Annotated in this window: 31 protein-coding genes; 15 read left to right on the top strand and 16 right to left on the bottom strand. The window is 60.7% G+C overall.

All coding sequences use genetic code 11. The annotated features are described in order from the left end of the window. The first annotated feature begins 25 nt into the window (after positions 1-25). Positions 26-292, top strand: a complete 267-nt coding sequence (locus ACYPYQ_RS01770; protein WP_459718558.1) for a hypothetical protein — start codon at positions 26-28, stop codon at positions 290-292. Here ACYPYQ_RS01770 and ACYPYQ_RS01775 read toward each other — a convergent pair whose 3' ends face one another. From ACYPYQ_RS01775 to ACYPYQ_RS01800, 6 genes are all read right to left on the bottom strand, one after another. After that, a complete protein-coding gene (locus tag ACYPYQ_RS01775; protein ID WP_459718561.1) occupies positions 293-901 on the bottom strand; it encodes an HD-GYP domain-containing protein in 609 nt (202 codons plus the stop codon). A 146-nt stretch (positions 902-1,047) separates the two neighbouring features. After that, positions 1,048-2,112 (bottom strand): hypothetical protein, encoded by a 1,065-nt coding sequence (locus tag ACYPYQ_RS01780; protein ID WP_459718564.1) that lies wholly within the window; start codon positions 2,110-2,112, stop codon positions 1,048-1,050. 22 nt (positions 2,113-2,134) lie between these two features. Beyond that, positions 2,135-2,284, bottom strand: a complete 150-nt coding sequence (locus ACYPYQ_RS01785) for a hypothetical protein (protein WP_459718567.1) — start codon at positions 2,282-2,284, stop codon at positions 2,135-2,137. An 86-nt stretch (positions 2,285-2,370) separates the two neighbouring features. Continuing rightward, the gene (locus ACYPYQ_RS01790; protein WP_459718570.1) at positions 2,371-2,685 is read right to left on the bottom strand and encodes an antibiotic biosynthesis monooxygenase family protein; all 315 of its coding nucleotides are present in this window, start codon (positions 2,683-2,685) and stop codon (positions 2,371-2,373) included. Between the two features lie 23 nt (positions 2,686-2,708). Next, a complete protein-coding gene (locus ACYPYQ_RS01795; protein WP_459718573.1) occupies positions 2,709-3,044 on the bottom strand; it encodes a hypothetical protein in 336 nt (111 codons plus the stop codon). Between the two features lie 77 nt (positions 3,045-3,121). Then, positions 3,122-3,268: a zinc ribbon domain-containing protein gene (locus ACYPYQ_RS01800; protein WP_459718575.1), complete on the bottom strand. Its 147-nt coding sequence runs from the start codon at positions 3,266-3,268 to the stop codon at positions 3,122-3,124. 184 nt (positions 3,269-3,452) lie between these two features. Here ACYPYQ_RS01800 and modA (ACYPYQ_RS01805) point away from each other — a divergent pair, with 184 nt between their 5' ends. The 8 genes from modA (ACYPYQ_RS01805) to ACYPYQ_RS01840 all read left to right on the top strand — a co-directional run bounded on the left by modA (ACYPYQ_RS01805) (position 3,453) and on the right by ACYPYQ_RS01840 (position 10,217). Further along, positions 3,453-4,217 carry a molybdate ABC transporter substrate-binding protein gene (gene modA, locus ACYPYQ_RS01805; protein WP_459718578.1) on the top strand — a complete coding sequence of 255 codons (765 nt, stop codon included), beginning with the start codon at positions 3,453-3,455 and terminating at the stop codon, positions 4,215-4,217. Positions 4,218-4,445: 228 nt separating this feature from the next. Continuing rightward, the gene (locus tag ACYPYQ_RS01810; protein ID WP_459718581.1) at positions 4,446-5,252 is read left to right on the top strand and encodes a TOBE domain-containing protein; all 807 of its coding nucleotides are present in this window, start codon (positions 4,446-4,448) and stop codon (positions 5,250-5,252) included. A gap of 19 nt (positions 5,253-5,271) precedes the next feature. Next, positions 5,272-6,027 (top strand): molybdate ABC transporter substrate-binding protein, encoded by a 756-nt coding sequence (modA, locus tag ACYPYQ_RS01815; RefSeq protein WP_459718585.1) that lies wholly within the window; start codon positions 5,272-5,274, stop codon positions 6,025-6,027. A gap of 70 nt (positions 6,028-6,097) precedes the next feature. Next, complete coding sequence (modB, locus tag ACYPYQ_RS01820) at positions 6,098-6,784, top strand: molybdate ABC transporter permease subunit (protein ID WP_459718588.1); 687 nt, start codon at positions 6,098-6,100, stop codon at positions 6,782-6,784. Continuing rightward, on the top strand, positions 6,781-7,854 hold the full coding sequence (modC, locus tag ACYPYQ_RS01825) for a molybdenum ABC transporter ATP-binding protein (protein ID WP_459718591.1): 1,074 nt from the start codon (positions 6,781-6,783) through the stop codon (positions 7,852-7,854). Before modB ends, modC begins: the two co-directional genes overlap by 4 nt. 17 nt (positions 7,855-7,871) lie before the next feature. After that, on the top strand, positions 7,872-8,321 hold the full coding sequence (locus ACYPYQ_RS01830) for an N-acetyltransferase family protein (RefSeq protein WP_459718594.1): 450 nt from the start codon (positions 7,872-7,874) through the stop codon (positions 8,319-8,321). A 151-nt stretch (positions 8,322-8,472) separates the two neighbouring features. Continuing rightward, a complete protein-coding gene (locus tag ACYPYQ_RS01835; RefSeq protein WP_459718597.1) occupies positions 8,473-9,255 on the top strand; it encodes a 4Fe4S-binding leucine-rich repeat protein in 783 nt (260 codons plus the stop codon). Further along, positions 9,252-10,217, top strand: a complete 966-nt coding sequence (locus tag ACYPYQ_RS01840; protein ID WP_459718600.1) for a hypothetical protein — start codon at positions 9,252-9,254, stop codon at positions 10,215-10,217. Before ACYPYQ_RS01835 ends, ACYPYQ_RS01840 begins: the two co-directional genes overlap by 4 nt. An 8-nt stretch (positions 10,218-10,225) precedes the next feature. On the opposite strand, the gene ACYPYQ_RS01845 is transcribed toward ACYPYQ_RS01840, so the two are convergent. The 7 genes from ACYPYQ_RS01845 to ACYPYQ_RS01875 all read right to left on the bottom strand — a co-directional run bounded on the left by ACYPYQ_RS01845 (position 10,226) and on the right by ACYPYQ_RS01875 (position 14,349). Next, positions 10,226-11,098, bottom strand: coding sequence for a peroxiredoxin family protein (locus ACYPYQ_RS01845; protein ID WP_459718603.1), 873 nt, complete (start codon positions 11,096-11,098; stop codon positions 10,226-10,228). A gap of 5 nt (positions 11,099-11,103) precedes the next feature. Next, the gene (locus tag ACYPYQ_RS01850; protein WP_459718606.1) at positions 11,104-11,691 is read right to left on the bottom strand and encodes a carboxymuconolactone decarboxylase family protein; all 588 of its coding nucleotides are present in this window, start codon (positions 11,689-11,691) and stop codon (positions 11,104-11,106) included. A 127-nt stretch (positions 11,692-11,818) separates the two neighbouring features. Then, a complete protein-coding gene (locus ACYPYQ_RS01855) occupies positions 11,819-12,718 on the bottom strand; it encodes an AraC family transcriptional regulator (RefSeq protein WP_459718609.1) in 900 nt (299 codons plus the stop codon). A 6-nt stretch (positions 12,719-12,724) separates the two neighbouring features. Further along, the gene (locus ACYPYQ_RS01860) at positions 12,725-12,901 is read right to left on the bottom strand and encodes a zf-HC2 domain-containing protein (protein WP_459718614.1); all 177 of its coding nucleotides are present in this window, start codon (positions 12,899-12,901) and stop codon (positions 12,725-12,727) included. Positions 12,902-12,905: 4 nt separating this feature from the next. Next, entirely contained in the window at positions 12,906-13,469 is a 564-nt protein-coding gene (locus tag ACYPYQ_RS01865; RefSeq protein WP_459718617.1) for a sigma-70 family RNA polymerase sigma factor, read from the bottom strand. Positions 13,470-13,563: 94 nt separating this feature from the next. Then, the gene (locus tag ACYPYQ_RS01870) at positions 13,564-14,202 is read right to left on the bottom strand and encodes a c-type cytochrome (protein WP_459718620.1); all 639 of its coding nucleotides are present in this window, start codon (positions 14,200-14,202) and stop codon (positions 13,564-13,566) included. An 18-nt stretch (positions 14,203-14,220) separates the two neighbouring features. Beyond that, positions 14,221-14,349 (bottom strand): hypothetical protein, encoded by a 129-nt coding sequence (locus tag ACYPYQ_RS01875; protein ID WP_459718623.1) that lies wholly within the window; start codon positions 14,347-14,349, stop codon positions 14,221-14,223. Positions 14,350-14,522: 173 nt separating this feature from the next. On the opposite strand from ACYPYQ_RS01875, the gene ACYPYQ_RS01880 reads away from it, so the two are divergent. The 4 genes from ACYPYQ_RS01880 (at position 14,523) to ACYPYQ_RS01895 (ending at position 16,937) form a co-directional block, all read left to right on the top strand. Beyond that, positions 14,523-14,903, top strand: a complete 381-nt coding sequence (locus ACYPYQ_RS01880; protein WP_459718627.1) for a thioredoxin family protein — start codon at positions 14,523-14,525, stop codon at positions 14,901-14,903. 73 nt (positions 14,904-14,976) lie between these two features. Beyond that, the gene (locus tag ACYPYQ_RS01885; RefSeq protein ID WP_459718630.1) at positions 14,977-15,702 is read left to right on the top strand and encodes a cytochrome c biogenesis CcdA family protein; all 726 of its coding nucleotides are present in this window, start codon (positions 14,977-14,979) and stop codon (positions 15,700-15,702) included. 11 nt (positions 15,703-15,713) lie between these two features. Then, positions 15,714-16,550 carry an HD-GYP domain-containing protein gene (locus tag ACYPYQ_RS01890; protein WP_459718633.1) on the top strand — a complete coding sequence of 279 codons (837 nt, stop codon included), beginning with the start codon at positions 15,714-15,716 and terminating at the stop codon, positions 16,548-16,550. Positions 16,551-16,559: 9 nt separating this feature from the next. Then, positions 16,560-16,937 (top strand): hypothetical protein, encoded by a 378-nt coding sequence (locus ACYPYQ_RS01895; protein ID WP_459718636.1) that lies wholly within the window; start codon positions 16,560-16,562, stop codon positions 16,935-16,937. A 7-nt stretch (positions 16,938-16,944) separates the two neighbouring features. Here the strand turns inward: ACYPYQ_RS01895 and ACYPYQ_RS01900 are convergent, their stop codons facing one another. The 3 genes from ACYPYQ_RS01900 to ACYPYQ_RS01910 all read right to left on the bottom strand — a co-directional run bounded on the left by ACYPYQ_RS01900 (position 16,945) and on the right by ACYPYQ_RS01910 (position 18,578). Then, entirely contained in the window at positions 16,945-17,727 is a 783-nt protein-coding gene (locus ACYPYQ_RS01900) for a DUF6969 family protein (protein ID WP_459718638.1), read from the bottom strand. Beyond that, on the bottom strand, positions 17,712-17,990 hold the full coding sequence (locus ACYPYQ_RS01905; protein ID WP_459718641.1) for a hypothetical protein: 279 nt from the start codon (positions 17,988-17,990) through the stop codon (positions 17,712-17,714). The genes ACYPYQ_RS01900 and ACYPYQ_RS01905 overlap by 16 nt, the downstream gene beginning before the upstream one ends. A gap of 174 nt (positions 17,991-18,164) precedes the next feature. Further along, entirely contained in the window at positions 18,165-18,578 is a 414-nt protein-coding gene (locus ACYPYQ_RS01910) for a DUF7674 family protein (protein ID WP_459718644.1), read from the bottom strand. A 217-nt stretch (positions 18,579-18,795) separates the two neighbouring features. On the opposite strand from ACYPYQ_RS01910, the gene nifE reads away from it, so the two are divergent. Both nifE and nifN read left to right on the top strand, forming a co-directional pair. Beyond that, entirely contained in the window at positions 18,796-20,202 is a 1,407-nt protein-coding gene (nifE, locus tag ACYPYQ_RS01915) for a nitrogenase iron-molybdenum cofactor biosynthesis protein NifE (protein WP_459718647.1), read from the top strand. A 171-nt stretch (positions 20,203-20,373) separates the two neighbouring features. Next, positions 20,374-21,765 carry a nitrogenase iron-molybdenum cofactor biosynthesis protein NifN gene (nifN, locus tag ACYPYQ_RS01920; RefSeq protein ID WP_459718650.1) on the top strand — a complete coding sequence of 464 codons (1,392 nt, stop codon included), beginning with the start codon at positions 20,374-20,376 and terminating at the stop codon, positions 21,763-21,765. The last annotated feature ends 6 nt before the right edge of the window (positions 21,766-21,771 follow it).

Raw genomic sequence — 21,771 nt, forward strand, 5'->3', positions numbered from 1 at the left:
AAAGCAAAAAAACGGGAGCTTAAACATGCTTGATCCAGCAACCTTGGCTTTACTGGCCAAGTTAAAGGTATTGGCAAAAAAAACGGGGACCAATCTGGACCTGGTCAAAATGAGCGGCGACTTGGGCTACGCCGAACTCACCCTCAAAGAACTCAGCAATGCCGACGATCCGGAACTGGTGCTCGTCGTCATCCAGCTGATGAACCAGTTCGGCATGATCGACACACCTGCCGCAACCACCAAGAGCGAAGAGAAAAAAGACAGCGACCGGTACATCGGCGCGTTGCGCTGATCAGCCTTTGGCCAGGCTGAATTCGCCGGATTCGATGACTTCGTAAAAGATCTCCATCAGCTCGGGGTCGTGTTTGATCCCGGTCTCCTGGCGCATGATCGCCAGCACCTCCGGGTGGGATTTGGCGCTGTGGTATGTCCTGGTGACGGCCATGGCATCGTAGCTGTCGGCGATGGAGATGATGCGGGCGCAGATCGGGATGTTCTCGCGCTCGAGACCGTCCGGATAGCCGGAGCCGTCGAAGTGCTCATGATGGTGGCGGATCACCGCCGAGGCCTGGTGCGCGCCATCGATCTCGGTCGCCGCGATGATCTCTGCGCCGATCTCGGAATGCTTCTTCATCTGCTCCCACTCTTCCGCGGTGAAAGCTGAAGGTTTCAGCAGGATGTGGTCGGGGATGCCGATCTTGCCGATATCGTGGAACGATGCCGCGATCTTCAGGGCTTCCAGCTGGCTTTCGGTCAAACCGCGGCAGACGCCGATCGCGGCAGAAAGGTCGCGCACCCGCTCGGAGTGCAGGCGAGTCAACTGATCGCGGTAACCCAATGCGACTGACAACGCCTTGGTGTACCCGTACAGCACCTTCAATGCTGGATCGTTCGGTTCCATGGCTGAAATAAAATCGGGATGATGGGTGAATTCTCGTCCTGTGGCGCGGATTAATCAAGCTTGATGCAGGTGTGGAGAAGGCCGGGGTGGCGGAGGCCGAAACCGCAGCTGCATCCGTATGAAGGGAGCGATGGGTCAGCTCCTGCTTATGGTGCCGGCGTCAACTTCACCCAGTCCTGATTGAAAGAAGGCGGGATGGCTCCCGCAGTCATTTCCGGCCGGCTGTCGAACCGACACTCCTTGCCGTTGATCTGGTGGAACCATTCGCGGAAGCGCAGCATGCTGGCCGGATTCATCACGCACGCCTTCTGGCCGAAAGGGTGGCCGAGCTGGTAGAGCAGGTGACCGATCTCATGCGCCAGATAGGCTCCCGCCAGCTCTGCGGCGATCTCTTCGGAATACTGCTCGCCGCCGCGCAACTGCCGGGTGATCTCGGAATCATCCGTGAACGGGAACGTACTCATGAATACGAACGAACCATACCGGCTGTTGCGGCTGTAGGAAGTCGTGCCTACCGTCACTCCGCCGCGGATCGCGGAATGGATATCGACGCCGTAGTACTCGGCGCTGGCGATGAACTGGTTGGTCAGCACCAGATCGTATTGCAGGTTGCCGTAACCCAGCGTGTCCCAGTAGACCCATTCGTTGTATGGTGAGGCATCGATCACCGGGGCACCATCGGCCGCCATGACATGGCGCCACTGTTCCAGCCTTTCCAGCATCACTTTCGTCAGCGACTCGGAGAGCGCCATCAGATCCTTTGGCGGCGAACCCGGCAGATAGGGGGCCGCAAAGGTCAGCGCGTCTTCCAGTTTCGTCTTGCGTTCCGTCAGCGTGTTGTTGATCCCCTCGGCCAGCCTGCGCTTGTCACCGGTACCGGACTTGAAGTCGTAGATCGATTCGACGCGCGCCGCCCGTATCGGCGGAGGGATGAGCGCGAACATCTGCTCGACTCCGGTCTCCGTGATGTCGGTGAACTCGACGAAGGTGCCGAAGTTCTTCCACATGGTCAGTTGGGCGGAAGCCAACACGATGCGCAGATGGTCCGGCGAGAAACGCGCCAGACGCGGATTGTTCGCATAGGCGACACGGATCACGACATTGGTACCCGGCTTGACGGGTGCCACCGGCGCATTCTTCCAGTCGCCGGTGGTGGTGGTCTTGCTGCAGCCGAGCAGCAGCAGAACAAGGATGAGGAAAGGTCGCTTCATCGGCAAGACGGCTTCGCTTTCCTTACAGCCCCAGAATGATCATCACCCCGGAGGCGGTGGCAAGAATGGCCATGATCGTGCCCATGCCGGAGAAACTGAAATGGAGCAGATGTGCCAGTCCGGTGAGGATGAGCCATGCGCCCAGTAACAGTACGCCGATGCTTCTTTTCATTGTCGAATCTCCTTGAATGAAGTGATGGATTTGAATGCCAGTTCACGCAGAACTTGTGCAGTGTAACGGTAACCGGTCCGCCCAGGCTAGAACCCGTACTCGCGTTCCACGCGGCAAACACGCACCCGAAACGACTTGTACCACTCCTGTGCGCGGCTCTGCGCCTGGCGATGGTCGAGATTCTCCTTCCACGCCTTGATCGCCTCCAAGCTCTCCCAGTACGAGACCGTGATGCCCAGCTCGTTCCGCGCGCTGTCCATGCCGAGGAATCCGGGCTGCTGCTTCGCCAGCTCCGCGATGTGCTTTGCCATTTCGGCATAGCCGTTATCGCCCTCGGTGCGGAAGGAGGTGAAGATGACGGCGTAGTAGGGTGGGGTGGGGGTGTCAGCGGGATCGGGCATTTACGCGTCTCACAATATGGGCGTCAATCCGAACCGGAGTCGTTCAACTCATTCTTTGTGCCGGGCGGCACCCGGATCTCCATCTCAAGTGCGGCTATCCCGATATTCACGGTCGCCTTGAGCGATACAGGCTGCGCTGACAGAGGGCGGGTCTTGAGCTCGTCCAGCGCTATCTCGAGGATGCTGCACATCTGGGCCGTCGATGCGCGAACAGCCTTTTCATTTAAAGCGTCGGTCATGTCGGATGCGGTCTGGGCGAGTGACTCGACCCCGCCCTTGACGGAAGTGGTCACTCCCTCGACGGCATCGTTCGCCTTGGTTGCGACTTGTGAGCCGAGACCCTTTATTTTTTCAAACATGGTGATAGTCCTGTTATCTGGTGGTGAACATATATTGGCGGCCGGTGGATCACAGACAGAAGCAAACTGGTTCGGGTTCAGACGTGCCCGTATTGTCGAACGCCGCATTTCGGGCATATCTCCGCCTTCACTTTTATGATGGCGCCACACTCGCTGCAATACTTCTCATCAATCCCTTTGGTGACTTGTTCGCCCATGGACATCCCCTTTGGTGGATAGTGCATTACGCTTAACCATAAAGTTGTCTATGATTCCGCAACTGCTTCTTCTTTATGACCAGTTTGATCGGGCCAGCCCGCACCGTACCTGCTCAAAACCCCTCGGTCAATATGCCAAAAGGTCTAGATACAGTTCACCGCTCCTCAGCCAGCTTGTTATCATGGTAGCCATTCCAGTCAGGAGTCGAAGATGCAGATCCTATTGCGTAACCATATCGCCGCCGTATTGATGTTGTGCGGGCTGATGACCTCGCCGGTGCAGGCCGGCGAGGTGAGCGTCGCGGTGGCATCGAACTTTGCCGCGACGATGGAGCGCCTTGCCCCTTTGTTCCAGAAGGAGAGCGGCCACACGCTGAAGGTCACGCCGGGTGCCAGCGGCAAGCTGTATGCGCAGATAAAAAAAGGTGCGGCGTTCGATGTGTTCCTCTCGGCGGATGAAGAGCTGCCGAAACGTTTGATGCAGGAAGGAACTGCGGTTGTCGGTTCCCGCTTCGTCTATGCCACCGGGCGGCTGGTGCTGTGGAGCGCACAGCCCGGCTTCGCGGATGACAAGGGGCTGGTGCTCAACCGGGGCAACTTCAACTTGCTGGCGATCCCCAATCCGGTCAGTTCGCCCTACGGTGTGGCGGCGAAAGAGACACTGACCAAGCTGACGATGTGGAACGCGATGCAGCGCAAACTGGACAAGGGTGATGATGTGATCGAGACATATCGGTTCGCCGCCACCGAAAGAACGGAACTGGCCCTTGTCCCGCTGTCGCAGGTGATGCGCGACGGCAAGGTGAGTTCCGGTTCCTGGTGGCTGGTGCCGCCCGAGATGCACAACCCCATTCGCCAGAGTGCGGTGTTGTTGAGCGGTGCAAAAGATCCGGCTGCGGCCAAAGCTTTCCTCGTTTTCCTGAAGAGCGAGAAAGCGGTGAAGGTGATGCGCGGCTTCGGCTACGAGTTCCCCTGAGATATCGGCTCATCCATCCGGGCGGGAAAGCGTTATAACCTTTGCGTTGTAACGAACCCGCCAAATTGTTCTGTCTGGCACAAAGCGGATCGTTTACATCCGTTCCTGTAGTACCCCCATCGAATCCATAAAACCCAATACCGGCGCAGGTTTGTGGCTGATGACGCACGTCCTGGCATCCCTTTTGCAATACGTTATGTCGACAAGGTGATAACGAGTGAGGGCGACATGACGCAAACCATAGCAGAGAAGAGCGAACCGGCAAGCATGCCCGGACTGAGACTCGCCCGCGGCAGGCGCTGGGACCATCTGGAATTGCTGGAGCGCATCGCCGCGACCGGTTCCATCACGGCGGCGGCGAGTGCGATGGGCATGAGCTACAAAGTGGCGTGGGAGGCGGTCGAGGCGATCAACAATCTTTCCGAGCAGCCGCTGGTGGAGCGCAAGACCGGCGGTCAGAAGGGCGGCGGTACGACGCTCACCACGTATGGCCGCCGCGTGGTCGGCGCCTACCGCCGGCTGGAACAGGAGCGCGAGCAGGTGCTGAAGAAATTGGCCGAAGTGATGGATGACTTCGATGAGTATTACCACGTGATAAGGAGATTCGATATGAAGACGAGTGCGCGCAACCAGTTTTTGGGGACGGTGAAGACCATCAAGACCGGGCCGATCAACGCCGAGGTGGTGCTGGACATCGGCAGCGGCGACACGCTGGCGGCGGTGATCACCAACGAGAGTGTGGAGCATCTCGCGCTCAAGGTCGGCAGCGAGGCCTACGCGATGATCAAGGCGCCCTGGGTGATCGTGACGACATCGGATGGATTCAAGACCAGCGCGCGCAACGAACTGCACGGCACGGTGGTGCGCTGCCAGGAAGGGGCGGTCAGCGGCGAAGTCATCATCGAATTGTCCGGCGGCAAGACCGTAGCGGCCATCGTGACCAACGACAGCATCAAGTCGCTGGGGTTGAAGGAAGGGGTAAAGGCATGTGCGCTGATCAAGGCGTCGCACGTCATTCTCGCAGTCAATGCATAATGTAAAAAGGAGAGCAAAGATGAAATCGATCAAGTTCGGGTTGTTGGGCGCGCTGTTGGCAACGATGGTGCAGGAGGCGAATGCGGGCGAAGTGAGCGCGGCTGTGGCCGCCAATTTCACCGCGCCGGTGCAGCAGATCGCCGAGCTGTTCCAGAAGGAGACCGGTCACACGGTGAAGTTCAGTTTCGGTTCCAGCGGCAAGTTCTATTCGCAGATACAGAACGGTGCGCCGTATGACGTGTTCCTTGCCGCCGATGAGAAGAACCCCAAACTGCTGGAGCAGGAAGGGTTGGCTGTCAAAGACTCGCGCTTCGTCTACGCGCTGGGCAAACTGGTGCTGTGGAGCGCCAAGCCCGGTTTCGTGGATAGCAAGGGCGCCGTGCTTGGCAAGGATGGTTTCAACAAGATCGCCTATGCCGACCCCAAGCTCGCGCCTTACGGTCTGGCTGCACAGGAGACGCTGCAAAAGATGAACCTGTGGGACAAGGTGCAAAGCAAACTGGTGACGGGCGAGAGCATCACCCAGACCTACCAGTTCGCTGCGACCGGCAATGCCGAGCTGGCGTTCATCGCACTGGCGCAGATCACCAAGGACGGCAAAGTGAGTGAAGGATCGTGGTGGATCGTGCCTGCGGATATGTACAATCCGATCAAACAAAGCGCGGTGCAGCTGACTGCCGCGAAAGACCCTGCTGCAGCGAAAGCGTTCATGACGTTCCTGAAGAGCGAGAAGGCGCTGGCGATCATTCGCAGTTTTGGTTACGGGCTGCCATAAGTATTTCTCCCTCTCCCGCAGGCGGGAGAAGGGGGCAATGAATAAGTTAAATAGTTAGCGACAAGAACTCATGACATCACTTGACCCCGCCGACCTCCAAGCCGTCTGGCTCACCCTGAAACTGGCGAGCGTGACCACTTGCCTGCTGTTGTTCATCGCCACGCCGCTGGCCTGGTGGCTGGCGCACAGTCGCAAGTGGTACAAGGGCCTGGTGTCTGCCACAGTGGCATTGCCATTGGTGTTGCCGCCCACGGTGCTGGGCTTCTATCTGCTGCTGGTGATGGGGCCGAACGGGCCGGTGGGTGAGCTGACCAGCGCCTTGAATCTCGGCAGGTTGCCTTTTTCGTTTGCCGGTCTGGTGATCGGCTCGGTGCTGTTCTCGCTGCCGTTCGCCGTGCAACCGATCCAGAACGCCTTCGAGGCGATGGGCCAGCGTCCGCTGGAAGTGGCTGCGACCTTGCGCGCGAGTGCGTGGGATCGCTTCATCAGCGTGGCGTTGCCGCTGGCGCGTCCGGGTTTTCTCACCGCCATCATCCTTGCTTTCGCACATACCGTCGGCGAGTTCGGCGTGGTGCTGATGCTGGGCGGCAACATTCCCGGTGAGACGCGCGTACTCTCGGTCGCCATCTACGGCCACGTCGAGGCGATGGAGCTGTCGGCGGCGCATATGCTCTCGGGCGGCATGGTGCTGTTCTCTTTCCTGGTGCTGCTCGGTTTGTATCTCGCAGGCGGTCAGATATCGAAGGTGACCAAATGAGCGAAATTCAAGCCCGCTTTGCACTGCAGCGCGAAAGTTTTACGCTGGATGCGAACTTCAATGCGCCAGCCGTCGGTGTCACCGCCCTGTTCGGCCCATCCGGTTCCGGCAAGACCACATTGTTGCGATGCATCGCGGGACTGGAGCGCGCGCATGGCACGTTGCAGGTGAACGGCGAGACTTGGCAGAACGAGACTACCTTTGTGCCGGTACATAAACGCCCGCTGGGTTATGTGTTCCAGGAAGCCAGCCTGTTCCCGCACCTGTCGGTGCGCGCCAATCTGGAATACGGTTTCAAACGCATCGCCCCTGCCGAGCGCAAAGTGCCGCTGGAGCAGGTGGTGGAATGGCTGGGCCTGAGCCGACTCATCGAGCGCAAAGACCCGGCACTGCTCTCCGGCGGAGAACGCCAGCGCGTCGCCATCGGTCGCGCGCTGCTCACCAGCCCGCGCATCCTGCTGATGGACGAACCGCTCTCCGCGCTCGACAGCAACAGCAAGCAGGAGATATTGCCGTATCTGGAGCGACTGCACCGCGAACTGAACATTCCCGTGCTCTATGTCAGCCACGCGATGGACGAGGTGGCAAGGCTGGCCGACCATCTGGTACTGTTGGAAAAAGGCCGCGTCATCGCCAGCGGTGAGTTGCACGAAACGCTCGCGCGGCTCGACCTGCCCACTGCACATTTCGACGATGCTGGCGCGGTGATCGAAGCGGCGGTGGCGCAACAGGATGAGAAGTATCATTTGACCCGGCTGGATTTTGCGGGCGGGCAACTGTGGGTGGGCAGGGTGGAGCAACCCTTCGGCACGACGGTGCGCGCCCGTGTGCTGGCGCGCGATGTGAGCATCGCCACGCAGGCACCGCAGGGGTCGAGCATCAACAACATCCTCAACGCGCGTATCGAAGAGATACGCGACGAAGGGCCGGACAAGGTGGTGGTACTGATGAAGGTGGGCGAGTCGCAGAGGCTGCTGGCGCGCATCACGCGCCGTTCGCGCGACCATCTTGGCCTGGTTGCCGGGATGTTTGTGTGCGCGCAAGTGAAGAGTGTCGCCTTGATGAATTGATGGATCACGGAGTTTGAATGATGACTGAGATCGGTTTCGCCACTGCCGCCGACTTGCCCTATATGGCCGACCTGCTCGCCGAGCTGTTCACGCTGGAGAGCGATTTCAAGCCGGACCGCGAGAAGCAGATCAGCGGCCTGCGCACCATCCTCGACGAACCCGAGCTGGGCAAGCTGTTCGTGTTGCGCGTGGACGGCAAGGTGGCGGGCATGGCCAACGCGTTGTTCACCATCAGCACGGCGGAAGGCGGACGCGCCTTGCTGCTGGAGGATGTGATCGTCAGCCGCGAATACCGCGGCGGCGGGTTGGGGCGGCAATTGGTGGAGCATGTGCTGCACTGGGCCAAGCTGCGCGGCATCGTGCGCATCACGCTGCTGGCCGACCGCAACAACCAGCCAGCGCTGGATTTCTACCGCAAACTCGGTTTTGGCGATTCAAACATGACTGTGTTGCGCAGGAAGCTGTAGCGCCACATTGTTTGTCGCAATCGCTACAAAATTTCCACCTCCGGCTCCCATTCGGAAGCGCAACCCCCCGCCGTTACTGGCATATCAGCCGCATCACCATTTTGGCACGGTGGTTGCTCATCATTCCCCCGGGTTCATTGCGGAGTCATCTTTGAAGGTCCTGAACATGTCGGAACATCATTCCGGGGGCTCGCCTTTGGCGGAGGTCGCGCTGGCCGATTGCTCGGTTTGTCCGCATCGCGCATTGCTGGCCGAGGCGCGTTGCGTGCCGGGCGATATCTGCGTGACCGCGCAGAGCGGGCGGCAGATCGACCGTTTTTTGCGGCGCAACCCGCAGTTCGCCGAGGGTTATCTGCACGATCATTTCTGGGAGCGCCGCGCCATCGCCGCGCGCTATGCCCCGCTGGAGGTCGTGCGACGATTGCCGCGCGATGCGGACGAAGTGGTGCGGCGCGTGGTGGTGAGCCGTGTGCCGGTCGATGAACTGGACGCTTACCTGCACGATAGCGACCGCGAGGTGCGCATGACGGCGGCGAACCGTGTGGCGCCGGAAAGATTGAACGCGCTGATGGCCGACGTGGACTATCTGGTGCGCCTGCAGGTCGCCAAGCGCCTGCCGCACGGGCAGTTGCGGAACATGGCCGGCGACGAGGACCGCGAAGTGCGCAAGGAAGTGGCGCGGCGGCTGCCGTCCTTTGCCTTGGGCATGATGCTGAAAGACAGCGACGCGGAAGTGCGCCGCATCGTCGCGCAGCGCTGTCTGCCGGACGACGCGGCGAAACTGCTCGCGGACGACGACTGGCTGGTGCGTCTGGAAGCGGTGCAGCGCGCACCGCTGGAAGTCATCGCCGAGATGGTGGACGACGCCGAACCGGATGTGCGCGCCGCCGTGCGCGAACGCTTGAATGATTTTTTGCTGGGAGATGAGCTATGAGTATCCACACACCCGATGAAAAGATGTTGCGCAAACTGGCGGAAGAGGCGGAAGCCATCCCGCCGCGTCCGCATCATGCCGCTTTGCTGGAAACGGCCAACCGCATCTGCACTGACTGCAACTTTCGCTATGCGCTGAACCGCGGCGGCTGGTACCGGCCCGGCGGCGTCATCAAGGCCGACGGCAAGCGTTTTGCGGACAGCCTCGAAACGTGGGCGAAAGCCAGTCTGGAAGCATGCGGCGGCGACATGAATGAACTCATCGAACGCTATGCGGACAGCGACCTGCAGGTGACGCGCCATTCGGGAAGCACGCATTATTTCGTAGCGGCCTACGGCCCCGGCGCGGCGGATTTTTTGCAGATGGAAGTGGAAGAGTTGCAGGAAGTGCTGGACCGCAAGCTGTTCGATGCCGACAACCTGCCCGATGATCTGCAGGAACTCGTCGAGCCTTTGAGCCCGCTGGAATTGCAGGCCCAGCCCGTCGGCGCGCCGCGCTACCAGTTCCGCCGCATGCTCGACATGCGCCAGACCCTCGCCAAAGTGACGATGGCCGAAGGGCGCGATGCAGGTCTGCCGCGTCTGCTTGCCGAGTGGTCGCACAGCAGCGCCGCGTCGCGCGGTCACTTCAGCGACCACTGGATCGTCGCCCTGCGCGAGCATCAGGACCGTTATCGCAACCCCGTCGTCTCCGCCTCGCTGGTGTCGCGCAAGGCGCGCACGCTCAAGCCGTTCCAGTGGAACGTCGAATTGTCGGGTGTGGAGATGTTGAACCAGTTGCAGGCCTTCGACCGCGCGGCGGGTTATCCCTCGGCCTGGTATTTCCATCTGGTCGCCGGAACATTCACACCGCCCAAGATCGCCTATGCCGTCGCGCGCGATCTCGAAGCGGGATTCAGTTACTTGCCGGATACCGAAGCGGCGCTGGTGAAGAGCTGGGTGGCGGCGCCGTATTCGGTTTGAAGCGCCGCTCAGACCGCGGCCACCACACCGTGTTTGCGTAGCACCTCCAGATACGTGTCCGGCTCCGGGCGCACGCGGTAGTTGTCCGTCTCGTGCGTCCACACGATCTTGCCGTTCTTGTCGGTGATGATGACGGTCGGCAGCACCGTGTCGCTGTCGTAGCCGAGCATCTGCATCCCCATCGGCAAGCCGTGTGGATGCTCGATGCCGAGTCGGCGGGCGGCCGCGTTGTCCTCGTCCGTCAGGAACTCGAACGACAGTTCGATGTGGAACTTCTTCGCGATCCCCACCGTGTTGGTGTGCGGTTGCGGCGAGATCATGGCGATGCGCACCCCGAGCCGGTTGATCTCCTTGTAGCGTTCGGCCAGTTCCTTGAGTTGCGCCATGCAGAACGGGCACCAGTTGCCGCGGTAGAAGATGATGATGGCTGGCTTGTCGGTCAGGCTGCGCGAGTTGACCATCTCCCCCTTGGTATTGCGCACCGAAAAGTCCGGCAACGGCGCACCGACCACCAGCTTCATGTTCGCAGTGCGTCCGCCGTAAACCGAGAACCAGTAGGCATATAACAGGAACGCCCCCCATGCGGCAGCGGCCAGCGCAGGCGCCAGCCCGTCCGCGCCTTGTACCGACCAGGCGAAACCGGCGGCTCCGACTCCGGCCACTCCCAGCAGATTGAGCAGGGGGAAATGTGCGCTGGTACGCGCCAGATCCTTGAGCAGCATGGCGCGCATGATCACCGACAGGATAGGTACGGTGGTCAGCAGCACACCCGTCCATGCCATCGCGGCCGCCCCCTGATAAAGCATCCATCCCGCATAGCCGGTGATGCCCATGATCGCCATCATGTAGTTACTGATGAAAATCGACTTGAGCAGATTCATGGCGCTTACTCCTGGTGAGTGTTGCAAGCGGGCTGACCCGGCACTTCCCACGCTTCGCCGGCAAAGGCGGCATCCAACGGCGTGTCGGTCAGGTGATTGGCATAATTGCTGAGCGTCTTCATGCTGACGCCGAGTATCACTTCCAGCGCGTTCTGCTGGGTGTAGCCCGCCGCAAGGAAATCGTTCAACTCCCTGCTACCACCGACCCGGCCGCGTTTGTGCACCACGGCCTTGGCAAACACAGACAGTGCGTTCAGCTTCTCGTCCGGCAAAGTCTGGCTGCTGCGCAGGGCAGCGATGATGTTGTCGGCGACCTTGACCATGTTGCGCGCAAGGAAGGAGTGGGCCGCCACGCAATAGGCGCAGGCGTTCTCGACGCTGACGGAGATGAGTACGATTTGCTGCTCGGCGGGCGTGAGCGAACTCTTTTCGAGCAGGGCACCCAGGTTCTTATAGGCTTCGAGGGTGGTCGGCGCTTCGGCCAGATGGGCGTAAAGATTGGGGATGAAGCCCAAGCCTTTATTGGCGGCCTCAAGGATGGGCACGGCGGCAACCGGTGCGGTCGCGAGGTTATGCAGTTTGAACGGGTTCATGACGGTCTCCTGAGTTGGTTGAGCAACGGTTTGTTGCCTGAGCCCATTGTCAGGAAGCGGAGGGTTTGCCTCCATGACCGCCAGAAGGTGATTTGTGTCTGATCGTCCAGGCAGGCGATGCGGCTGGTCAGCCGCGTGCCTTGCCGGGCGGAATGCCGATGATGCGTTTGAACGCTTTGCGGAAAGCGGCTTCCGATTCGTAGCCGCACTTCATGGCGACATCCAGCATGTTGGCATTGCCGTCGGCGAGCATGCCGCTGGCCAGTTGCATGCGCCATGTCGCGACGAACTCCATGGGCGGCATCCTGACCAGTTGCGTGAAACGTTCCGAGAACGCCGAGCGTGACTGGCAGGCGAGACCGGCCATGCGTTCCACTGTCCATGCTTCGGCGGGCGCATCGATGAAGGCCGCGACGGCGGGGCGCAGGTGGTCGTCCGACAACGTCGCCAGCAGCGGAGACAGTTTCGGTTCCACATGCAGCGCATGACGGATCACATACAGGAACAATGTATCCGACAGGCGATCGAGGATCGCGGTCACACCCAGCTCGTTGCGGGTCGCTTCCTCGGTCATCATCTCGATCAGGCTGCGCATCTGACGGCCGACCGGGCTTGCATCCGGTCGGATCAGCATGAACTCGGGAAAGGAGGCGAGCAGCAGGCGGCGGATATGCGCGGGTAGCCGCAGATGTCCGCACAGCAGGCCGCTGCCGGGGGCATGCACATCCAGCGGCGCGGGGTGCGAGTAATCGAACGGCTGTTGCGGAATGACTCGCTGGGCGCTGAAGGTGTGCGCCGCATCGTGCGGGAAGAAGGCGATGTCGCCCGCTGTCATGTGCGCGGGCTCGCTGCCATCCTTCATATGTATCCATGCCTCGCCGTGACACACCAGATGGAAGGTGGTGGCGTCAGAGCCGCCGGGCGTGGACATGTGCCAGGCATCGCACAACTGGCCGACGTAATACACCTCCGAGCCCAGATGCAGGCGGCGCAGAAATTCGTTGAGCTGTTGCGGCGTCGCGCTCATCAGTCTTTACAGCTTGCGCGGCAGTTCGCGCGCAGCCTTGCGGATGAAGGCGAGCTGCTTCTCGAAATTGCGGCAGCCCTTGCACATCATCAGGTGCATGCGCATCGCCAACCTTTCGCGCCAGGTGATCGGGCGGTCTTGCGATTGCGATAACAGTTCGGTGTTGTGTTTGCAGTCCAGCATATGGTCACCTCGCATTTCCAAACCAGTTCAGATCGAGGCACTCGCGCAACGCCAGCCGCGCGCGGTGCAGGATCACCCAGCAGTTAGTCGTGGTGATGGAGAGTTCCTGACAGATATCTTCGGTCGACATCTCCATGAACTCGCGCATCATGAAGGCGCGTGCGCTGTTGAGCGGCATGTGCCGGTTGCATTGCTCGAACACTTCCCAGAAATGGGTGTTCTCCATCGATTGCTCGGGCTCGTTCCAGGTCTGCGGCGGAGTCGCCCAGCGCCCGTTCTCCTTGAACAGCGCATCGACCAGCTCGTGCTCATCCTCGCCTTCGGCCACGTTCAGTTGCGGCTCGCGTGCGCGCTTGCGCAGCATGTCCAGTATCTTGTGCTTGAGGATGCCGACCAGCCAGGTGCGCAGCGATGATTGTGCCGTGAACTTGCTGCGGCTCTCGATGGCCGCGACCAGCGTCTCCTGCACGGCATCCTCCGCCAGATGCGGATCGCGCAATTGCAGGATGGCGTAACGCACCAGATAGCTGCGGTGCTGTTGCAGGTCTTCGGGATCGATGGCGCTCATTCAGACTCCGTAGGGCAGGGCTGTCGCATGGTAACACCCGCCAAAATGCAAAGCACCCGCCGGGTCGCGGCGGGTGCGATCGCAGTTCGGCTCTTCAATGTTGCTGCGCTGCACAAGGATTCGCCGCTGCACATGGATTGCGTGCAGCACAGGGGTTCTTCGCCGCGCACGGGTTGGCTCCGGCCATGAAACCCTTTTGCAGCGATGCCGTGTAGGCGGTCAGCGCAGCCAGTTTCTTGCTGTTCCATGGCAAGGGTTTGGCCGCCATCGGCACCACCATGCAGAACTGCACCATCTCGTCCAGATGCACGGCCTTCACCGCAGAGCGGTCGTGCGTCATCTGCACATAATGCGGATACGGTTGGGCGAAGGTGTTCTGGAAAGCGCCGTTGCCCTGATGACAGGTGTTGCACGACATGCCGTTGCTGCTCAGCGTGGTGTCGCCGAACAGTTGCTTGCCATAGGCGATCAGCTCGGACTGCTTGCCGCGAAAGGGGCGGTGCTTCTTCGGGCGCAGCACTAGCCGGGTATCGACGCGGTCCGACATCGTTGCCGCGCAGGGGTTCTTCGCCGCGCACGGATTCTTCGCGGCACAGGGGTTCATGCGCGACGAGCCCGGACGCGGGGCGCAGGGATTCGCCGGGCGGCAGGGCGCAGCATAGGCCGCGCCGCCCAGGGACAAGGTCAGCGCGCCGGACGAGATCAGCGCACGCATCAGGGCAGAGTGTTTCATATCGTTCTCCTTTCGGGCTCAGGCGAGGAACAAGTACGCAGCGACGCCGAGAACTGCGAGCAGCACCATGACCAGCATCATCTTTTCATGCACGCACATGCCGGGGGTGGTCTCGCAACTGCTATTCATTTTGCACATGATGGACATATCAGCCTCCTGTTGAGTAATGGGAAAGTCACGCTTTGCTTCGGTGACGTGCGTTAGTCGTGTGTAACGAAATAATCCTTACAAACGAATAACCGTGTAAGGAATCCGCCTGTCCAACGACTAAGTCATAGCAGTACGATATTTACTCGATTAACCCTACCAAGGAGAGCGCCATGAGAACGCTAGTGAAATTCGTGACCACGCTGGCATTGCTGTTTCCCCTGTTCGCCCAGGCCGTCGGCGAGCCCTACACCCAGGACAAGCTCGATGCTTTGAACAAGTCCGGCAAACCCGCGCTGGTGTTCATTCACGCCGAGTGGTGCCCGACCTGCCGCGCGCAGGATGCCGTGCTGGAGAAGTTGTTGCCCACCGCCGAGTTCAAACCCATCACCACGCTGAAGGTCGATTTCGACATGCAACAGGAGGTTGTGAAAGCGTTTGGTGTCCGCTATCAGAGCACGCTCATCGTGTTCAAGGGCGGCAAGGAAGTGACCCGCGTGACCGGGGAGACCGACCGCGCACGCATCGCCGAGTTGTTGCGCAAGGCGCTTTAACGTGATGTGCGTGCTGCACAAGTCCTCTCTCCCGCGAGCGGGAGAGAGTTAGAGAGAGGGTAAGGGTGAGCCGATGGAATTAACCGCAGCCAGCTACGGCCTGTCGTTTTTAGCAGGCGTGCTGTCCACTCTGTCGCCCTGCGTGTTGCCGCTGATCCCCATCCTGATGGGTTCGGCGGCGAGTTCGCATCGCTACGGCACATTCGCACTGGTGGGCGGCCTGATGTTGTCGTTCACGCTGATCGGCGTGGGGCTCGGCTCGCTGGGCGGCAGCATCGGCCTGGAGCAGGACACCTTGCGCACGGTCGGCGGAGTGCTGTTGATCGTGTTCGGGGCTGTGCTGTTTTCGAGCAGGCTGCAAGAGTACTTCAGCGCAGCAGTCAGTCGGCTGGGCGTGGGGCAGGGATTGTTGGCGCGTTTCAACCTGAGTGGATTGCACGGCCAGTTTCTTCTTGGATTGCTTCTCGGCATCGTGTGGAGCCCGTGCGTCGGCCCCACACTGGGCGTCGCGATCACACTGGCCAGCCAGGGGCAGGCACTGGTGCAGGTCGCGGCGGTGATGCTGATATTCAGCCTCGGTGCTGGCCTGCCGCTGCTCGCCATTGGTTTGCTGTCGCGCCAGGCAATGGGCAAATGGCGCGGGCGTATGATGGAAGCAGGACAAAAGGCCAAGAAGATCTTCGGTGCTGCGCTGCTGCTGATCGGTGTGCTGGTGCTGTCCGGTGCGGATAAGGATTTTGAGAAGTGGGCAGTGAACGCGATGCCCGAGTGGATGGTGACGTTGACCACCAGATTTTGAGGGAGGTTGAGATGGCAGAGAAAGAATCGTTGTTGAACACGCTGCTCGGCTTGTCGATGATCGTCGAGGCACGCGACCCCTACACCGGCGGTCACCTGTGGCGCGTGTCGCAATTCTCCAAACTGCTGGCGCAGCAAGCGGGCTTGTCGCGCCGCGACATCGCGCTGTGCGAAGTCGGCGGCTTTCTGCACGACCTCGGCAAGGTCGGCGTGCCCGATGCCATCCTCAACAAGCCGGACCGGCTCACCGATGGTGAATACGACATCATCAAGACCCATCCTTCGGTCGGAGGAAAACTTCTCTCCAACCATCCCTTGGCGAACCTAGCGTTCGAGGCGGTGGTCGGCCATCACGAACGTCCAGACGGCAAGGGCTACCCGTACGGTCTCGCGGGCGAAGTCATCCCCGAAGTCGCGCGCATCGTCGGCATCGCCGACGCTTTCGATGCCATGACCAGCACGCGCGCCTACCGCAAGGGCATGCCGACGGAAAAGGCTTTCACCATCATTGGCGACGAGCTGGGCAGGCAATTCGATTCCAGCCTGGCGAAACATTTCCTGTCACTGAACGCTTCCGACCAACTGACCCACATCGTCGGCCACAGCGAACCCGGTCTGCCGTTGCAACACTGCGGCTGCGGTGCGCCGCTGGCGATACGCAGCGCACAGCGCGATGGGGATCATGTCTACTGCCATTGCTGCGGCGGCGAATCGCGCCTGAGCAAACACGGCGACGAGATCAAGATCGAGATGACCGGCCAGCGCGGCGGGGCGGCGGAGCTGGTGCCCGACAGCGACCCGGACCTGATCGGCGCGATGGTGGAAGACATTGCGCCGCATGTATTGTGAGGTGACATCATGAACGCACCATTGAACAACACCGTCGAGATCAACGGCAGACCAGTATCGGTGGAATGGAGCAAAGCCGCCGCACGCGAACTGGCACAGCGCGCGCAACCGCTGGTGGTCGAGCTGGAACTCTACTTTTCCTGTCTGGTGAAGAAGTTCGTCCACTTCCACGAAACGGCACCGCAATGCGACACCGTCCCCGTCAACGACAAACTCGCCGTCTTCTTCCGCCCTGTCACCTCCACTGCCTGCTCGTTCGAAGTCGCAGACCGTTTGGGCAGACAGCCCGAGATCGAACTCGATACACCCAACGTGCGCAAGATCGCGCCGAAGCGGGTCAAGCTCGATTTCGTGCGCGGCGCGTGGCAGGGGAATTACTGGATATGAAGGGTCGTTAGCCTTGCCGCCCGGCGAGCGCCAGTTCCACCAGCCATAGCGCGTCCTCGACCGATATTTCCATCTGACTGGTGATATCAAGTTCCCTGTCCTCGAACACATCCCCATCGGGATGCGTTGCAGCCCATGCCCACACGATCTCGTCGCGCTTCTGCAGCAGTGCTTCGATGTGCGGGCGGTAGAGCACGAACATCGCGCTGATCCAGCGGTTCACCGGCAGCGAGGGGAAGGCATGGTCGATGACGAAGCGATCCAGCATGTGGATCACCTGTTCGGCGGGATACCAGGCTTCGGCGGTCACCCAGCGGTTGGTGGTGAACAGGGTGGTCGGAAAGCCGTAGCCGTCCATGGCGATGGCGACCAGATGCGACAGCGCTTCATTGCCTTGTGGCCACGGATCGGTGGCCGGGTAATCAATCGGTGCGACATCGGCGGGCATGCCCTTGGGGCGCAGGAAGCAGTGGAAGTGTCCGTGCTCGCCCGTTTCGCTGCGATGCGCGTGGTAGTAATACTGCGCATGGCTCTCGCGGTCGTACACGTCGTCATTCGGGTAATGGTTGAATTCGTAGAACGTCTCGCCCTTGTTCAAGGAGTCGCGCAGCACTTCGCCGACGATGTTCAGTTCGGCTTTCTTCAGCGCGCGATACATCTCCACGATCTCGCGGCCTGCCTGCCGCATGGCCTGCAACTGCGCCAGCGGCAGACGTGCCAGATCGGGTGCGTCAACCAGCCTCGATTCGAGGCCGGTCGCAGGTGCTGGCTGACTTAATGCGCTGCGCATGGGTTTTTGGCGCCGCAGGGGTTCTTCGCGGCACAGGGATTCTTCGCCGCGCAAGGATTGGCCTTCTTTTTGGATTTCGCCATGCACGGGTTCTTGCTGGCGCAGGGATTCTTTCCGGCACAGGGGTTGGCTTGGGACATCTTGTGCGAACGCGCCGCACAGGGATTGGCCGCGCCGCAGGGAGCTGCCATGGCTGCGCCGCTCATGGCCGCAGCCAGCGCGCCGGAAGAGATCAGGGATTTTGCGATCGTGTTGAGTTTCATGGTGCTCTCCTTGGAGGTGATGGCAAGGCCGAAATGGCGGATGCAAGCATTGGTCGGCGGAGGGCGCAGAACCTTACACGGAGGTGGATATTGCGGTGACGGATTCGATCCGTGGAGAGACGAAAAGAAAACGGGGCAAGGCTTCCGCATTGCCCCGTCGCATTGAAAGCGCTTTTATCTCAGCTCTTCGTAATGACGTTCCATGAGCTCCAGTGCGGCGGCAAGCCGTTTGGGCATCAGGGTGCGCGCCATGGCGAACTCGGGTGAGGTCTCGCCGTAGAAAAGATTCGTAAGGTAGGAGATGCCGATCGCCTCGTGCAGTTCGGTGCTGGCCGATTCCAGCATCTCGTCGACGAAGGCGAAGTGCGCACTTGCGGTCGGCCAGTCTTTCTTTTGGATCGCTTCGCGTGTGGCGAGCTTAAGCGCATCCACCTCGACGGGCAGCACGCCGAAATCCGCCTCGTCGATGATCGCTGCCACTTTGGGAAAACGGGCCGCGAGATGGTCGGCAAACCGGGGGCCGGCCTGACTTGAGATGATATTGCCGTAGACAAACCAGGTGCCGGTGCGATCGGTGTTGAATGCCATGATGACCTCCTGTATTAACAACATTAGAAGCGTGGGCATTCTGTGGTTGTAATAAACAGGTGTCAACAGGCCTGACGGTCTATGTCTCTTTGTTGCATGAGTAGACCTTGTCGGGTTTGCTACAAGACATTCTCAAATAAATCCCATTTAAATCAAACCGCTGTCTCTGGCACGGCACTTGCGAATACAAGGGCGTCAATCATTGTGAGCCATTGCCATGCAAGCCAAGGACATCGCCGAACTGCTGAACGAACCGGCCTGTACGCATAACAAGAAGGAGAAATCCGGTTGTGCGCGTCCCAAGCCCGGGGCGACTGCGGGTGGCTGTTCGTTCGACGGGGCGCAGATCGCTTTGCTACCTATCGCGGACGTTGCACATATCGTGCACGGGCCGATCGCGTGTGCGGGCAGTTCCTGGGACAACCGCGGCACGCGTTCTTCGGGGCCGACGTTGTATCGCATCGGCATGACCACCGACCTGACCGAGCAGGATGTGATCATGGGGCGCGGCGAGAAGCGTTTGTTCCATGCCATCAAGCAGGCGGTCGACACCTATTCCCCCAAGGCCGTGTTCATCTACAACACCTGCGTGCCCGCGCTGACCGGCGACGACATCAGCGCAGTGTGCAAGGCCGCGGCCGAGAAGACCGGCGTGCCGGTGGTGCCGGTGGACTGTGCCGGTTTCTACGGCACCAAGAATCTGGGCAACCGCATCGCGGGTGAGGCGATGTTCAAATATGTGGTGGGAACGGGCGAGCCGTTGCCGGTGCCTGACGCGCTGCAACGCCCCGGCATCAAAGTGCACGACGTGAACCTGATCGGCGAATACAACATCGCGGGCGAATTCTGGAACGTGGCACCGTTGTTCGACGAACTCGGCTTGCGCATCCTGTGCACCTTGTCCGGCGATGCGCGCTTCCATGAAGTGCAGACCATGCATCGCGCCGAGGCGAGCATGGTGGTGTGCGCCAAGGCCTTGCTCAACATCGCGCGCAAACTGCAAACCGATCACAAGGTGCCGTTCTTCGAAGGCAGCTTCTACGGCGTCACCGATACATCGAATGCCTTCCGGGATTTTGCCAAGCTGCTGAACGATCCCTCGCTGACCGAGCGCACCGAGGCGATGATCGTGCGCGAGGAAGCCAAGATCAACGCCGAGCTGGACCCGTGGCGCGAGAAGCTGCGCGGCAAGCGCGTGTTGCTCTACACCGGCGGCGTGAAGTCGTGGTCCATCGTCTCTGCCTTGCAGGACCTGGGCATGGACGTGGTCGCTACCGGCACCAGCAAATCCACCGAGGAAGACAAGGCGCGCATCCGCGAGATCATGGGCGACAAGACCAAGATGATCACCGACGGCAGCCCCAAGGCATTGCTCGGCGTGGTGAAGGAATATGAAGCCGACATCCTCATCGCGGGTGGCCGCAACATGTACACCGCGCTCAAGGCGCGCATCCCTTTCCTCGACATCAACCAGGAGCGCGAATTCGGTTACGAGGGTTACAGCGGCATGGTGGAACTCGCGCGCCAACTGGCGCTGACCATCCAGAGCCCGGTGTGGCCGAGCGTGCGCAAACCGGCGCCGTGGGCGAAGTCGAATGTGCCGGGTGTGGAGTTGGGGGCGTGATGATGATTGCGACTCGATATTCAATCCGTCATTCCGGCGCAGGCCGGAATCCAGCGAAAACATATAGCCCGCGTAGCGGACAAAACGAATTGCTAAACCATTGTTGTCCCGCTGCGCGGGGTCATTCTTTCAACTGGATTCCGGCCTGCGCCGGAATGACGGAGGTGTGACATGGCCGAGATATTGAAACGCAACAAAGCACTCGCGGTGAATCCGCTCAAGGCCAGCCAGCCGGTCGGCGCGTCGCTCGCTTTCCTCGGCATCAACAAAGCCATTCCGATGATGCACGGTTCGCAGGGCTGCACCGCGTTCGGCAAGGTGTATTTCGTGCGCCACTTCCGTGAGCCGATCCCGCTGCAGACCACGGCGATGGATCAGGTGTCCACGGTGATGAGTGCGGACGAGAACGTGATCCTCGGTCTGGCGACCATCTGCGAGAAGAGCAAGCCGGCGCTGATCGGGCTGCCGACCACGGGTTTGTCGGAGACGCAGGGCACGGACATAAAACGTCTGGTGAAGGATTTCTACGCCGCGCATCCAGAGTTCGCGCACATCCCGGTGGTGCCGGTGAACACGCCGGATTTCAGCGGCTGTCTGGAGAGCGGCTATGCGCTGGCGGTGAAGGCGACGCTGGAAACCATGTTGCCGGAGAAGACGGACAACGTGGGCAAGCGCAAGAAGCAGGTCAACGTGCTGGCCGGTTCTTTCCTCACGCCGGGCGATGTGGAACACATCAAGGAACTGGTCGAGGCATTCGGCCTGCGTCCGCTGGTGTTGCCGGACATCGGCGATTCGCTCGACGGTCACCTCACCGAGATGGAAAGCTCGCCGCTCACTGTGGGCGGCACGCCTGTCAGCGACATCGGCAGCATGGGCGAATCCATCGCCACGCTGGTGCTGGGCAATTCGCTGTTCGATGCGGCGGACTTCCTTAAAGCGCAGACCAATGTTCCCGACTATCGCTTTGATGCCCTGATGGGTCTGGAAGCGGTGGACAGTTTCGTGCTGGCATTGGCCGAGATCAGCGGCAAGCCGGTGCCGGAGAAGATCGAACGCCAGCGCGCGCAATTGCAGGACGCGATGGTGGATGCGCATTTCATGCTGGGTTTCGCGCGCGTCGCCATCGCTGCCGATCCCGATCTGCTCTACGGCTTCTCGCGGCTGGTGACGGAGATGGGCTGCGAGGTGGTGGCCGCCGTCGCACCGGCGCGCGCCAACATCCTGGAGAGCGTGCTGGCGGAACAGGTGGGCATCGGCGATCTGGAAGACCTGGAGATCGCGGCCAAGCGCAAGGGCGCGCAACTGGTCATCAGCAATTCGCACGCGGTGGAGACGGCGCGCCGTCTCGGCGTACCGCTGCTGCGCGCGGGCTTTCCGCAATACGACCTGCTTGGCGGCTACCAGCGCCTGTGGGTGGGTTATCGCGGTACGCGCCAGTCGCTGTTCGATCTGGCGAACCTGCTGGTGGAGCACGGTCATATCGAGCCGGAGCCGTATGTCTCCATCTATGCACAGCGGACAGGAGAGAGTCGTGCGACACCTGCGGCTGGTCAAACCCACTGAGGAGGC

It is taken from the genome of Sideroxyarcus sp. TK5 (assembly GCF_054601595.1).

What these genes read in the sequence shown, in the direction of transcription:
- ACYPYQ_RS01775 (WP_459718561.1), bottom strand. Translation starts at nt 901, where the DNA reads ATGGAACCGAACGATCCAGCATTGAAGGTGCTGTACGGGTACACCAAG.
- ACYPYQ_RS01880 (WP_459718627.1), top strand. Translation starts at nt 14,523, where the DNA reads ATGAGAACGCTAGTGAAATTCGTGACCACGCTGGCATTGCTGTTTCCC.
- ACYPYQ_RS01875 (WP_459718623.1), bottom strand. Translation starts at nt 14,349, where the DNA reads ATGTCCATCATGTGCAAAATGAATAGCAGTTGCGAGACCACCCCCGGC.
- ACYPYQ_RS01780 (WP_459718564.1), bottom strand. Translation starts at nt 2,112, where the DNA reads ATGAAGCGACCTTTCCTCATCCTTGTTCTGCTGCTGCTCGGCTGCAGC.
- ACYPYQ_RS01795 (WP_459718573.1), bottom strand. Translation starts at nt 3,044, where the DNA reads ATGTTTGAAAAAATAAAGGGTCTCGGCTCACAAGTCGCAACCAAGGCG.
- ACYPYQ_RS01900 (WP_459718638.1), bottom strand. Translation starts at nt 17,727, where the DNA reads ATGCGCAGCGCATTAAGTCAGCCAGCACCTGCGACCGGCCTCGAATCG.
- ACYPYQ_RS01845 (WP_459718603.1), bottom strand. Translation starts at nt 11,098, where the DNA reads ATGAATCTGCTCAAGTCGATTTTCATCAGTAACTACATGATGGCGATC.
- ACYPYQ_RS01895 (WP_459718636.1), top strand. Translation starts at nt 16,560, where the DNA reads ATGAACGCACCATTGAACAACACCGTCGAGATCAACGGCAGACCAGTA.
- ACYPYQ_RS01905 (WP_459718641.1), bottom strand. Translation starts at nt 17,990, where the DNA reads ATGAAACTCAACACGATCGCAAAATCCCTGATCTCTTCCGGCGCGCTG.
- ACYPYQ_RS01770 (WP_459718558.1), top strand. Translation starts at nt 26, where the DNA reads ATGCTTGATCCAGCAACCTTGGCTTTACTGGCCAAGTTAAAGGTATTG.
- modC (WP_459718591.1), top strand. Translation starts at nt 6,781, where the DNA reads ATGAGCGAAATTCAAGCCCGCTTTGCACTGCAGCGCGAAAGTTTTACG.
- ACYPYQ_RS01855 (WP_459718609.1), bottom strand. Translation starts at nt 12,718, where the DNA reads ATGAGCGCGACGCCGCAACAGCTCAACGAATTTCTGCGCCGCCTGCAT.
- ACYPYQ_RS01790 (WP_459718570.1), bottom strand. Translation starts at nt 2,685, where the DNA reads ATGCCCGATCCCGCTGACACCCCCACCCCACCCTACTACGCCGTCATC.
- ACYPYQ_RS01910 (WP_459718644.1), bottom strand. Translation starts at nt 18,578, where the DNA reads ATGGCATTCAACACCGATCGCACCGGCACCTGGTTTGTCTACGGCAAT.
- ACYPYQ_RS01860 (WP_459718614.1), bottom strand. Translation starts at nt 12,901, where the DNA reads ATGCTGGACTGCAAACACAACACCGAACTGTTATCGCAATCGCAAGAC.
- ACYPYQ_RS01890 (WP_459718633.1), top strand. Translation starts at nt 15,714, where the DNA reads ATGGCAGAGAAAGAATCGTTGTTGAACACGCTGCTCGGCTTGTCGATG.
- modB (WP_459718588.1), top strand. Translation starts at nt 6,098, where the DNA reads ATGACATCACTTGACCCCGCCGACCTCCAAGCCGTCTGGCTCACCCTG.
- modA (WP_459718585.1), top strand. Translation starts at nt 5,272, where the DNA reads ATGAAATCGATCAAGTTCGGGTTGTTGGGCGCGCTGTTGGCAACGATG.
- ACYPYQ_RS01840 (WP_459718600.1), top strand. Translation starts at nt 9,252, where the DNA reads ATGAGTATCCACACACCCGATGAAAAGATGTTGCGCAAACTGGCGGAA.
- nifN (WP_459718650.1), top strand. Translation starts at nt 20,374, where the DNA reads ATGGCCGAGATATTGAAACGCAACAAAGCACTCGCGGTGAATCCGCTC.
- ACYPYQ_RS01885 (WP_459718630.1), top strand. Translation starts at nt 14,977, where the DNA reads ATGGAATTAACCGCAGCCAGCTACGGCCTGTCGTTTTTAGCAGGCGTG.
- ACYPYQ_RS01865 (WP_459718617.1), bottom strand. Translation starts at nt 13,469, where the DNA reads ATGAGCGCCATCGATCCCGAAGACCTGCAACAGCACCGCAGCTATCTG.
- nifE (WP_459718647.1), top strand. Translation starts at nt 18,796, where the DNA reads ATGCAAGCCAAGGACATCGCCGAACTGCTGAACGAACCGGCCTGTACG.
- ACYPYQ_RS01850 (WP_459718606.1), bottom strand. Translation starts at nt 11,691, where the DNA reads ATGAACCCGTTCAAACTGCATAACCTCGCGACCGCACCGGTTGCCGCC.
- ACYPYQ_RS01785 (WP_459718567.1), bottom strand. Translation starts at nt 2,284, where the DNA reads ATGAAAAGAAGCATCGGCGTACTGTTACTGGGCGCATGGCTCATCCTC.
- ACYPYQ_RS01800 (WP_459718575.1), bottom strand. Translation starts at nt 3,268, where the DNA reads ATGCACTATCCACCAAAGGGGATGTCCATGGGCGAACAAGTCACCAAA.
- modA (WP_459718578.1), top strand. Translation starts at nt 3,453, where the DNA reads ATGCAGATCCTATTGCGTAACCATATCGCCGCCGTATTGATGTTGTGC.
- ACYPYQ_RS01870 (WP_459718620.1), bottom strand. Translation starts at nt 14,202, where the DNA reads ATGAAACACTCTGCCCTGATGCGTGCGCTGATCTCGTCCGGCGCGCTG.
- ACYPYQ_RS01830 (WP_459718594.1), top strand. Translation starts at nt 7,872, where the DNA reads ATGATGACTGAGATCGGTTTCGCCACTGCCGCCGACTTGCCCTATATG.
- ACYPYQ_RS01810 (WP_459718581.1), top strand. Translation starts at nt 4,446, where the DNA reads ATGACGCAAACCATAGCAGAGAAGAGCGAACCGGCAAGCATGCCCGGA.